This is a genomic window from Sinobacterium caligoides, assembly GCF_003752585.1.
Classification (GTDB): domain Bacteria; phylum Pseudomonadota; class Gammaproteobacteria; order Pseudomonadales; family Sinobacteriaceae; genus Sinobacterium; species Sinobacterium caligoides.
Map to the genome: position 1 here is coordinate 609,318 of NZ_RKHR01000004.1, position 12,647 is coordinate 621,964.

The following is a 12,647-nucleotide window of genomic DNA, read 5'->3' on the forward strand; positions in this document are numbered from 1 at the left end:
ACCGAAAATCTATGCGATTTTTAAATTATATCTCGCATTGAATTCCGCATTGAGAAACGAGAATAAAAAGGTATTTTTATAGCCGCGTCCATTATATATTGAGCAACAGCTATAAAATAATAATATTTACTACCGCCCCTCATTGAGGCGGAGCAGCATGATACCGGAGTTGTTATCAGCTGAATAAGAATCATAGCCTCGCACCGATTCTGCCTTAAAAATAAAAAATAAATACTTAGGGACATTTAGATATGATATCGACGAGAAAACAGCACCTGAGCACAGGTTTCTACTTCGCGGCACTCCCCTTGGCTATTGCCGCAGCCCTGCCCGTCAGCGCCAACGCCAATAGCGGCGAAGAAGTTGTGCTCGAAGAACTGATCGTCACCGCACGTAAACGCGTTGAGAACGTACAGGAAATCCCCATCGCGGTATCGGCCTTTAGCGCCGACAAACTCAATGAAGGTGGCATCACTAATCTGGCCAACTTCGGTGATCGTGTACCTAATATCGAACTTGAGAACGGTAACGGCAGTACCGGCGACGCCAATGTCTATATTCGCGGTGTCGGTCAGCGGGAAACAAAATCCAATCTCGACTCCGGCGTGGGAATTTACTTAGATGGCGTTTACATCCCTCGGGCTTCCGGCGCCCTGCTCGACCTCAACGATGTCGAGAGTGTGCAAATCCTGCGCGGGCCTCAGGGCACATTATTTGGCAAGAACACCACCGGTGGCGCACTGGTCATTACCACCAATAAGCCCGACGATCAGCTCGGCGGCACAGCGATGCTACGCGCCGGCAACTACGACCGCCTCGATTTCCAAGGCACCATTAATGCGCCACTGATCGAGGACAAGCTGCTCTCGCGCGTCACCTACTCCAGCATCAACCGCGACGGCACGACAGAAAATGTCTACGACGGTAAGGATTATAACGATGAGAGTCGTCAGGCCGTGCAGGTACAACTACGCTGGCTCAACAGCGAGACCATCACCACAGACTTCAACTTCACCTACACCAAGACCGACCAGCGTTCTCGTGGCGGTCCCTGCGTCTACTCCGGCACAACGCCTGGCTCCAGCCCACAGGAGCAGTCGCTGCTATTAATCAATAACGGCCCTACGCCTCAAGGCCTCGCACCCGGTATCACAGCAGATGGCCAAGCCATGAACCTCTACGATGCCTGCAACCAGTCGAGCGGCGACGCACTCGATGACTGGCAGTTCGCCTCCGATGCCGTCGGTGGCTACAACACCTCCGCCTTCGGTGCCTCAGCCACTGTCGAGTGGGAAGTTAACGACAATCTCACCTTTCGTTCGATCAGTGCCTACCGCTCCCTCGATGAAAAGGTTCGCGATCAGGAACTCGACTTCACGTCCCTGCCCATACTCAGCCGCCATAACACCGCCCCTACTACCAACCAATACATCAGCCAAGAACTTCAGTTAATCGGCGATCTATTTGATAACAAGGTGCAGTATGTAACCGGTGTCTTCGCCTTCAAAGAGCAGGGCAAAGAAAACTATAACAGCACCACCGGCCCTAGCTTCGGTAACTATCTGCTTAACCCCAACGATGGCAGCCTCACCGATATCAACGCTATCCCTGGATTGGAAAACGCCAATGCAATGCTACTACTTGACGCCGAGACGCGACTAAAGACCGATCACTTGGGCGGCGCCATTTTCGGTCAGGCCGACTGGCGAATCACCGAAAACCTGACCCTGACAGCCGGGGCACGCTATACCTATGAGCAGCGCAAATTAGCGTTGAGCAAGTCGTCTCCTAATGTCACCGACTTCGGCATGTTTGTGCAGGATATGAATACTTTCAACCCCGCTATACCAGCCAATTTAATCTATATTGATCCACTCGGTAGTGGCTTCAATACCGACAACTACGGCTATGGCACCGACGCCTATCAAGTCAAAGACAGCATTACCGATCACGCCGTCACACCGATGGCGAGCATCCAATACGCCTTCAGCGAAGAGGGTTTAGCGGGGCTGCACATCGATGCCGCCAACACTTACTTGTCGGCAAGCAAGGGCTTTCGCGCCGGCGGTCTCAACGAGGGTGTCGATCAAGACCTGCTCGACTTTGACCCAGAGACTGTCGTTAACCTCGAATGGGGACTTAAGATCGATGCCCTCGACCGGCGCCTGCGCGCCAACCTAGCGGTCTTCCACATGAGTTATGACGACATCCAGCTGACCAGTATTCGTACCGGTGGCGGTGGCCGTCCGGCGCCAATTACGATCAACGCCGCCGGCGCGCAACTACAGGGTGTCGAGCTGGAGCTAACGGCGATCCCCTTTGCTAACTTTGAGGTGAGCTATTCCGGCGCTTTCCTCGATGGCGAGTACGACGATTTTAACGATCTCGACAGCAGCGGCCAGGCCATCGACCGCTCTCATGAGGATATGGTGCGAGCCCCCAACTACAACCACTTCCTCAGCGCCCAGTACTTTATCCACAGCGCCCTAGGCACCTTTGTCCCCAGGGTCGAAGTACAGCGCAAGGGCGAAACGGCCTACCACCTCACCGCCGAGGGCTGGGATAGCGGCCTGTGGAATTCCGGCTCCGCCACTATTTATAATGCGCGCCTGAGTTGGAGCAATATCGATGACGACCTAATGGTAACACTGTACGGCCGCAACCTCGGCAACACCTATTACGTCACCGGCGGTACCGATGTCACCAACATGCTAAATGTCGGCAACCTCACCTATGGCGATCCTCGCACTTACGGTGTTGAGGCACACTACAGCTTCTAAGCTCAAGCAACAACACGTAGCCACCACAGCATCACCCCGTCTAAGCGGCGGGTGTGATGCTCGACCTCTATTCTTTATAGCCCCTATCTCTACGTTACCGTGCCACCCAATTCTCCGCGCCAACGTCACGCTTGCAGCGCCAAAAGTAACAAAAACCTCCCCCCCACAGCCAAGTCAAAAAAACATTCAAATAACATTTGCAGAGCAAAAAAAAGCGTATATAGTCGGAGTCAGTTACATAGGTACATATACCTAGATAAGGCCTCAAGGCCAATAATAATAAGCCGGATAATAACAATAATAACGGCAACACTAGGTTAGACCCTGCGTTATGTAACGATGAGAGGTACCGTTTAAAAGACAAAATTATCCGCAGAGGTAATGTAGCTTGAACGGTAATGCGACCAACATAACAATAATAAACGGCCGACCTCTCTACTATTTTTTCTTTCCTTAAGCGGCAACCTCCAGTCAACTCCCTGTAGTTTATCACTACGTTCCTACTATCTTTCTAGCTCATCATAGCATCACCCCTAACGCCATCACTGAGTGACTTGCAGCAATTTCTGACAAAAAAAATCCCGCCTCAGAGGGCGGGATTCGTCACTCGTGAACTCACACGGCTAACACTAATCAAACTCCGCTATTTGATGCGAGCCTTGACGCGCCATCAGCGAGTACATTACAGGGACTACAAACAGCGTGAATAGCGTTCCCACCGTCATGCCGACAGTGATCACGAGACCAATGTTAAAGCGTGACTCAGCACCGGCGCCAGTGGCCAATACCAGCGGCATCACGCCCAACACCATCGCCGCCGTCGTCATCAAGATTGGCCTCAAGCGCAGTGCTGCTGCCTCGATCACAGCCTCTGTACGCTGACGCCCCTGCTCCTGCAACTGATTGGCAAACTCGACAATCAAGATACCGTGCTTCGAGATCAACCCCACCAAGGTGATCAAGCCCACTTGGGTATAGATATTGAGCGTGGCCACACCGAGAAACAGCGGTACCATTGCCCCGAAAATCGATAAAGGCACGGTAATCAACACCACCACGGGGTCTCGGAAACTTTCAAACTGTGCCGCCAAAACAAGATAGATGACCACCAAGGCTAACAAGAAGGTCGTCACCATCGCCGAGCCCTCCTGCTCAAACTGACGGCTTTGACCGGCGAAGTCGAAGCTGAAGTTGTTGCGATTTAACTTCGCCAGCTCCTCTTCTAGAAACTTATGCGCATCAGCCACGGTAGCGCCACCGGGCATTGGCATTGCCTCAATTGTCGCGCTGTTCAATTGCTGGAACTGCGACAAATCATTAGCAATCACCTCTTGCTTTAAGGTGATTACCGTCGATAACGGCACCTGCTGGCCGCTCGCCGTGGTCACGTAGTAATTATTAATGTCTTGCTGAATCGTACGGAAGCGCCCCTCTGCCTGGGCAACCACCTCGTAACTACGTCCTTTGATATCGAAGTAGTTAGTGCGGAAGTCCCCCAGCTGTGTCGCCATTGCCGAGCCGATCGAGGCCATGCTAATCCCCAACTGCCCTGCTTTATCACGATCAATCTGCACATCAATCTGCGGCTTATTCATCTTCAGACTATTATTGACGATAAGGAACATACCGCTATCTTCAGCCGCCTTACGCAACTGCTCCGCCACGGCAAAGAGCTCGTCGTAACCTTCTGTCGTGGTCAAGACAAAATTAACGGGCAGGCCATTCGCTGTGCCAGGTAGTGGCGGCGGATTAATCACATAAATATCAAAGCCGGCAATTTTTCGTGCCTCGTTCTGCAGGTAGGTCTGTATCTCTAGCTGTGAGCGCTCACGCTCAGCCCAAGGCTTGAGAATCAAACCCGACATCATGCCACTCTCACTGGGCATACCGGTGAACATAAAGTTCTGATCATACTCCGGCAGCGCCGACATAACCTCTTGATATTGCTGGGCGTACTTCTTCGAGAAGTTGATGCCAGCATTCTCAGGGCCAGAGGCGATATTGAAAATAAAGCCCTCATCTTCAGTGGGCGCTAACTCGGTACGCGTCAGCATGAACATCGCTCCGATTACCACTAACAACAGCGCTGCCGAGATAGCCACACCTAGGCGATAGCCCTTTAACACTTTGTGTAAAAGCGCCTCGTAGCGGTCTTTCAGTCCATTAAACACCTTGTCGATACGCTTGACTAACGGCGCATCAAGGGCTGACTTATTCAGCAACGCACCGCTCATCATCGGCGACAAGGTCAAGGCAATAAAACCAGAGATCAATACTGCGCCCGCCAGAGTGAAGGCAAACTCACTGAACAAGGAGCCTGTTAACCCCCCCATAAAGCCGATCGGCGCATAGACAGCCGCCAACGTAATCGTCATCGCAATTACCGGCGTCGCAATCTCTCGGGCACCCACCACCGCCGCGCGTATCGGCGTCAGCCCTTCCTCAATATGACGGTGCACATTTTCCACCACCACAATGGCGTCATCAACCACCAACGAAATCGCCATCACCATGGCAAGCAAGGTTAATAAGTTAAACGAGTAGCCCATCATCAACATAAACAGACAGACACCGATCAACGACAGCGGAATTGTAACGATAGGAATCAACACTGAGCGCATGGAACCGAGGAATAAAAACACCACCACGATCACAATCGCCACAGCCTCGATCAACGTACTCACCACCTCGTCAATCGACTCTTGAATGAACTGCGTACCGTCGTAGCTCAACACCTGCTTCAGGCCCGGGGGCAGCCCTTTCGCGATCTCTGGCAATAACTTATGCACATCCTTCGCGACATCTAACGGGTTGGCGTCGGGGGTGCCATTGATAACAATGAATATTGCGTGCTGGCCGTTGGCACTTAACATCGATTTATCGTTCTTTACGCCCAGCTTAATGCGCGCAACATCACGTAGACGTACGACCTGCTCACCGGTTGTCTTCACGGGAATATTACCGAAGGCATCGGCATTTTGCAGCGATGTGCTAGCGCGGATCGGTGTCACGGTATAGGAGTCTCGCACCTCACCGGCAGCGGATTGAAAGTTATTCTTCGACAGCGCATTATTAATATCGTCGGTAGTAATATTGAAGGCGCGCATCTCTACCGGATTGAGCCAAATACGCATCGCGAACTCTTGTGCCCCAGCCAACTCTGCCTCGGCAACACCGTCGACTTCATTGAGCTTCGGTTGTACCACTCGACGCAGATAATCGGTAACCTGTGGCCCGCTCATATCTTCGCTGATATAAGCCATATACATGATGGCATCGCCGCCCGCCTCTGACTTGGCGATAATCGGATCGTCGATATCCTTCGGTAGCCGCCCCTTAACCGCGCTAACCTTGGTGAGGATCTCGGCCATCGCCACATTGGCGTCGTAACCGGCGTTAAGATGAATTTCGATCTGCGACGTTGAAACCTTAGAGCTTGCCGTCACATAATCGATGCCCTCGGCACTCGATATCGCCTCCTGAATTGGCGTGGTGACGAAACCCTGCACCAGTTCAGCATCAGCGCCGGGATAGACCGTCGTGATATTGACCTGACCGGTTTCGATCTCCGGGTATTGACGCACCTGCAAGTCGCCGATGGCGCGCGCACCAAAGACCACGATAACCAGGTTAACCACGATCGCAAGAACGGGGCGGCGAATAAATATATCGGTAAATTTCATCGCCTAATCCTATTTATCACTAACGATAACGGCCGCGTTATTGCTCAGTTTCTGTACCCCTGCATCAACCACTAAATCACCCGCGATAATGCCCGACGTTACCGCCACATAATCGCCACGGCGCTCGCCTAGGCGTACAAAGACCTGTCGCACCTTCTTACTAACGCTACCGTCCTCTGCCTTTTCGCCATCCTCGACAACAAACATCGAGTCACCGAACTGGCTATAACTCACCGCTGTCGAAGGCACTACGACTACCGCCTCACTCTCGCGCATCAACAGTTTAATGTCGGCGTACATGCCTGGGCGCAACGTACCAAATTTGTTATCCACATCCGCACGCACGGCAATATTACGAGTACCCTCATCGATTTTAGCTTCTATCGCTAACACTTTACCGTGAAAGACGCGGGCACCGTAGGCTGTCACTTTGAACTCGACATCTTGACCGACATAGAGCCGTGGTAAATTCTGCTCTGGCACAGAAAAGTCAACATACAGTCTCGATGAGTCCTGCAGCGTTACCAGCTTAGTGCCGCTACCGACATAGTCACCGACATTCACCTTCCAAATACCTAACGTGCCACTAAAGGGGGCTAAAATATTCTTCTTGGCTATCGCCGCCTCTGTCTGCAACACACCCGCCTCGGCTACGGCCAAATTTGAACGCGCCTCATCGAAGTCAGTCTCGGAGATATTACGCTCTTTGTACATTTTCTTATTGCGAATAAATAGCGTCCGAGCTAACTCTGCCTGAGCCTCAAAGCTGACTAAGTTAGCCTGTTCCATCTCATCATTAAGCTCAACTAACAGCTGCCCCTTCTCCACCTTATGGCCAGAGGCAAAGGGTAACGATTCAATAATACCTGAGACTTCATTTGAAAGATCAATCCCCTCGCGCGCCGTCAACGTGCCAACCGTCGACACCATCGGTCGCCAAGCCTCTTGCTGGACAACAGTAGCCGTCACTGTCGCAACGGGCGGAGCAAAGTTCGCCAACTGCGCTTTCCCCGCTTTTACTTGGCCGTAGAAGAAGAATCCGATAACGGCAAGGATGACAAGCAGTCCGCCAACCACTAACGCTGTGCGTTTAAACATAACTCTGAGACCTACTGAAAGACTTTAAAAAGTGAATAGTCAGTCAATAAAAACCATCCACTGGGCATAGCCGAGCAATTCGCAACTGAGGCAAACTAATCGGTTTATTTTGTTAATGCTAGTTGAATCTCACACTGAAACAGCTCAACCCTGACCACTATATACTGTTATTTATTGCTATAGAGGCGCCTATAATAACGCCATTCTACATCCTGAGTTTTGACCGAAGGCAACCCCATGCGCGAAGCCTACACAAGCCATTCAAACAAGCAAAGTGAATAATAGTTAACAAAATAAAGGCTTATATTTAGAGGGGTTATTAACTGAGCGTGCCGAAACCACTGCCTCGCTACTTGTTTGGAGCAGCATCGACGGCCGCTGCAGCACACCCAGTATTGATGTCGCTATTGGCAGCCTGATTTAAAACAAATGAACGAAAACGAACGATCGACTATGCCGCTCCGCCGATGCCCAAGCACCGGCAGAGAGCAAGACTATAGCAGCGCCAAGGTAATGGCAGGGATATAAGTAATCAACAACAGCGCAAAGATCAGCACCGCCATAAAGGGTAGTGCTGCGCTATACAGCTCGGTAACCGGCTTGTTAAACCGGTAACTCGCGATAAACAGGTTCATCCCTACAGGCGGTGTGAAATAACCGATCTGCATATTGGCGAGGAAGATAATGCCAAGATGCACCGGGTCAATGCCATAGGAGATCGCCACCGGCAAGATGATCGGCACCATGATGACAATGGCCGAGAAAATATCGAGTACAGCACCGAGTAACAACAAAAATATATTCAACAAGATCAGAAAGGTATATTTGCTGTCGACATGCGACTTGATCACTTCGAAAATGCGCGTAGGTATCTCTGCATCGATCAGCACGCCAGTCAACGCCAGCGAAACCGCCAGAATCAAGATAATGCCACCCACCATCGTCATTGCCTGACGAATGATCTGCGGCAACCTGCGCAGAGGGATTTCGCGATACAGCACTACCTCGACTAGCAGCACATACAAAACGATCACCGCCGCCATCTCCGAGACAGCAAAGTAACCACCGTAGATACCGCCAATCACGAAGAGCGGCATCGGTAACTCCCAACGCGATTGCCAAAGGGCACTCTTCAGCTCTTGCAGATCGAAACTCTGCATGGCGATAGGTCGGTTGCGATTACTCCAGAGGCTGTAAAAGGCCAACAGCGATATCATCAACAGCGCCGGAAAGATGCCCGCGAGAAACAGGTCTTTTATCGTGAACGGGTTATCGAGATTCATCTGCTGCGCAATGATGCCATACAGGATGAGCGGCAGAGAAGGCGCCAACAACAAGCCTAGGCTACCGGAGGTTGTTACCAAACCAAGGCCGAATTTTTCACTATAGCCCACCTGTTTAAGGGCGGGATAAAGCAGGGCACCGACAGCGACAATGGTAACGCCACTCGCCCCCGTAAAAGCAGTAAACAGCGCACAGACAATCAGCGCAATGATCGACAGGCCACCGGGCAACCAGCCAAACAACGCCTGTGTCAGCCGCACCATACGCTGTGAGGTCTGGCTCTCGGCCATTAAGTAGCCACTCAAGGTAAAGAGCGGTAACGCCAGCAACAATGGCGTTTCACTGATGCGATAGAGCTCGATGCCGATGACCGTCAACGGCACATCGGCAATATAAAAGCCCAACATCGAGGCGGCGAGTATCACCGCAAAGATCGGTGCGCCGCTAACCGCCATGACAAAGATCGCAGCAAACATTAAGGTCGTCATTTCGCTTCCTCCTCCGGCACACCCAGCACCATTTGTGCTAGACGGAACAGAAAACGCACGCCGATAATAAACAAGCCGATAGGGATAATAATCTCGCACAACCAAGCAGGCACCTTGGCAAACGCGTAATAGCTGTCCTCCATCTCGAGGGCTACAAACTGCCAGCTGTACCAAGCGCCCGCTAGACACACTGCCGCCGTCATAGCGCTGGCAATGATGGCCATCACTTTCTGCGCGACACCACGCAAGTAATGGCTAAGTACGTCGATGGCGATATGGCTATGCTCACGCGTCGCAATCATCGCCCCGAGCATGGCCAACCACAATACCATCACACGCAGTGCGTTGTCGGCCCAATAGATGCCGCTATCGTTGACATTACGCAGCCAGATTTGACTGACGCTCAAGCCAATCATAACCAGCACCAGCAACACCAAGGCACTATCTTCTAAGCGATGTATAAACTTTAAAATTGCCGACATTACAGTGTGCTATTCCCCGCTAACTGGCGATATAAAAAGGCGCTCGTCATCGCGATCAATGACTCGCGACCGTGCCGCGATACTCCGTCAGCAAGCTATCGACCTTATCGGCCATCTCCTGTGACACGACGCCTTTCTTAATAATGGTCTGCTCCGCATCGGCGGCTAATTTATACCAGCGCTGACGCTCTTCGGCTGACAGTTCTATGATCTTCACCCCCTGCCCCTGTAAGGCATCAAAGGCGGCAAGGTTATCCTTACGGTTAGCACTATCGATACGCTTGAAAGCCGCCGTCATCACACTGTCGACAATTTTCTGGTCGGCAGCACTCACGCGCTTATAGGCCTTCTTATCAATAGCCAAGACCGCATAGAAATACAGCATAGGTACGTCTGTCATGGTCGAGATCTGTGTGTGCCACTGTAGCGCGATCGCGCCGATCGGAGAGGTCGCCACCGTATCGACAAGGCCGGTTTGCAAACCTGCAAGGACATCGGCAACCTGTAGCGGAATAGGTGCAACACCAAAGGCATCGGTCGCCTGTTGAGCTCCCTTGTCATCATTGGGGATCCATACTTTGCTGCCCCGCAGACTCTCTACACTGTCGATGGGGTGCTTTGACATTGTATAAGCCAAGCCTCCCTCCGCCAAGCCGAAGGTGACGAAACCACCTTCGTGGATCTTCTGCTCAATGACGGGGTCAAGACGCTTACGCACATAATCGACCTCATCGAAGGAGCGAAATTTCAGCGGCAGGTTATAGGCCTGTGAGTCAGGGGCAAAACGCGACAGACTACCGCCAGTCATGGCGCCACCGTTGAGCTGGCCAATGCGAATCTTGCGTAGAACCGCATCGTCACTGCCCATCACCCCACCCGGGTAAAACTTAAAAACGACTCGTCCGTCGGTCTGCTGCTTGATGTCTTTGCCGGCTTGGCGCATCTCACGCATCCACGCCGAGCCATCGGGTGAGAGCGTCGCGATTTTCAGCGTCGTCGCTCCAGCAGCACCCACCCATAACGTCGCAGAAGTCACAGCCATCGCGCCGACAAACAGCGACTTTTTAATCCAGTTGAACATAAATTACGTCCTTCGTTAAAAGAGAGTCTCGCGGTGTAGGCTAACCGACAGACGTCGATCGCCCCTCACTGACGAGTTCTAGAAATAATCGGCTTCACTGGCGAGCAAGGCTGTCGCCTGCTGCTGCGCCACAGCATTAATCAACACGAAGCCCTCACTGTTCGGGTCGGCCTCGAGTACCTCTGTAAGCAATCGGTGATGCAGTTCTTGATCAAAGACTAGGCGAGCATACTGCTGCGCATAGACGACCTTCGCCATGAGGTTTTTACCCTCACTGAGGGCGATAGCACGCTCGAAATGCTCTCGTCCAACATCGGGCTTGCCACCCAGTGCTGGCGGCAGCAATGTCGCGATACCACCGAGATAGAGGTGCGCCATGCCGTGATCATAGCCATCGTCGAGTTCGACCACACGTTCCAACAATAGTTGCGCCTTAGGTAGTTGAGCAACCGCATTCCAGTCGCCACTGTGCACCTGTAACCAACCCAGCCAACTGACCCCCAGCGTATAAAGAACAGGAAGATCATCCGCATCAGTCTCAGCAACCACGCGGCTAAACTCATCGAATGGGCGCTGATCTAGAGCACAGAGACTGTCCGACTGAGCACAGGCCGCACGCAACGCATAGGCACGACTCTTATTCACCAAGCGCTGCTTTCGCGCCATGTCGTCGACACTGACAAAATTGGCCGCCATCGCACCATTCAACGAAGCACCGGTACTCAACAAGCCAACACTTTCCGGGCTACCCTCAATAAGGCCGTCAACCATCACTATAAAGGTCGGTAGTGCCGTCTCAACCGTCGCGAGGTCATCATTGTTATAAACAGCGTTCGACAAGTTATCGGCCAACTGAGAGGTCTGTGATTCGATGAGCGATGAGCACCCGGCTAAGGTGGTCAAACCCAGCACGACAAAAATACGAAACATTCTATAGATCAACAAGTTAATGTCACCTTTTAGATTAAAAAGTAATCAAATGAAATAAAGTGCTGCGCATTATACCTTAACTTATCGGTAAGGTGTTGCGATGAGACAGGGGCTGCCTCGATTTGGCTGCGATCAGCAGCCACGAGGTCTGTAGCGATAAGACTGAAAAAGCTGGCTATAATTTAAGCGACATAAAGCAATAAACAGAACCTGCAGCGGGGGAAACGTGATCGCGCCAATAACACTCTATATCGGCGGTAAAAGCATCGATGGTAACCTCCTCTGCTTACAGCTGGACGTTGAGATCAACCAATTGCAGAGCTTGATTAGTAAGCTACTCAAGCAGCAACTGTGTCATCGTCGTGAGCTCCCTCACATCAAACAATTGCAACGGCAGCTCTCACTGCGCCGCACACTACGGTTTTGGCTGGCGAGCCAATAGGGACTTTAGGGCTGGTCATTCATCTGCTGCTGCGCTGCTAGGTCACGCTGGCAGCTGCGTAACTGATAATCAAGGTCGGCTACTTTCTGCTTATACTCGGCCTCCATCTTTTCCGTCGCTTCCAGCTTGCCCTGCTGCTGCGCCATCAACTCCGATGCCTCAGAAAGCGCCAGGCGCACCTTTCTGCGCACTAAAAGCAAAGTAACCATTGCACTCAACAGCGCCGCCATTGCAGCAACAAGCAAATATATCATCTGTCTCCCCCGTAAAGACTCATTGTTATCGATGATGGAAACACGATGTTTCTTGCCTCACCAACGAACTATTTGACGATACAATACCCTCCTACAAGAAAAATTTCACGCTGCGCAAAAGCCTT

The 12,647-nt window shown here is 51.8% G+C and carries 9 protein-coding genes; 2 read left to right on the forward strand and 7 right to left on the reverse strand.

Features of this window, described 5'->3' with window-relative positions; genetic code table 11:
• Positions 1–251 precede the first annotated feature (251 nt).
• Complete coding sequence (locus tag EDC56_RS09455) at positions 252–2,780, forward strand: TonB-dependent receptor (RefSeq protein WP_123712273.1); 2,529 nt, start codon at positions 252–254, stop codon at positions 2,778–2,780.
• A gap of 629 nt (positions 2,781–3,409) precedes the next feature.
• Here EDC56_RS09455 and EDC56_RS09460 read toward each other — a convergent pair.
• The 6 genes from EDC56_RS09460 to EDC56_RS09485 all read right to left on the reverse strand — a co-directional run bounded on the left by EDC56_RS09460 (position 3,410) and on the right by EDC56_RS09485 (position 11,841).
• Complete coding sequence (locus EDC56_RS09460) at positions 3,410–6,463, reverse strand: efflux RND transporter permease subunit (protein ID WP_123712274.1); 3,054 nt, start codon at positions 6,461–6,463, stop codon at positions 3,410–3,412.
• 9 nt (positions 6,464–6,472) lie between these two features.
• Positions 6,473–7,561, reverse strand: a complete 1,089-nt coding sequence (locus tag EDC56_RS09465; RefSeq protein WP_123712275.1) for an efflux RND transporter periplasmic adaptor subunit — start codon at positions 7,559–7,561, stop codon at positions 6,473–6,475.
• A 494-nt stretch (positions 7,562–8,055) separates the two neighbouring features.
• Entirely contained in the window at positions 8,056–9,333 is a 1,278-nt protein-coding gene (locus EDC56_RS09470; protein ID WP_123712276.1) for a TRAP transporter large permease, read from the reverse strand.
• Entirely contained in the window at positions 9,330–9,815 is a 486-nt protein-coding gene (locus EDC56_RS09475; RefSeq protein WP_123712277.1) for a TRAP transporter small permease, read from the reverse strand. Before EDC56_RS09475 ends, EDC56_RS09470 begins: the two co-directional genes overlap by 4 nt.
• Positions 9,816–9,870: 55 nt before the next feature.
• A complete protein-coding gene (locus EDC56_RS09480) occupies positions 9,871–10,896 on the reverse strand; it encodes a TRAP transporter substrate-binding protein (RefSeq protein WP_211333632.1) in 1,026 nt (341 codons plus the stop codon).
• Between the two features lie 78 nt (positions 10,897–10,974).
• The gene (locus EDC56_RS09485) at positions 10,975–11,841 is read right to left on the reverse strand and encodes a TRAP transporter TatT component family protein (RefSeq protein ID WP_211333633.1); all 867 of its coding nucleotides are present in this window, start codon (positions 11,839–11,841) and stop codon (positions 10,975–10,977) included.
• A 211-nt stretch (positions 11,842–12,052) separates the two neighbouring features.
• Between EDC56_RS09485 and EDC56_RS09490 the strand changes: the two genes are divergently transcribed.
• Positions 12,053–12,268 (forward strand): hypothetical protein, encoded by a 216-nt coding sequence (locus tag EDC56_RS09490; protein ID WP_123712279.1) that lies wholly within the window; start codon positions 12,053–12,055, stop codon positions 12,266–12,268.
• Positions 12,269–12,273: 5 nt separating this feature from the next.
• On the opposite strand, the gene EDC56_RS09495 is transcribed toward EDC56_RS09490, so the two are convergent.
• Positions 12,274–12,522 (reverse strand): hypothetical protein, encoded by a 249-nt coding sequence (locus EDC56_RS09495; RefSeq protein ID WP_123712280.1) that lies wholly within the window; start codon positions 12,520–12,522, stop codon positions 12,274–12,276.
• Between the last annotated feature and the right edge of the window lie 125 nt (positions 12,523–12,647).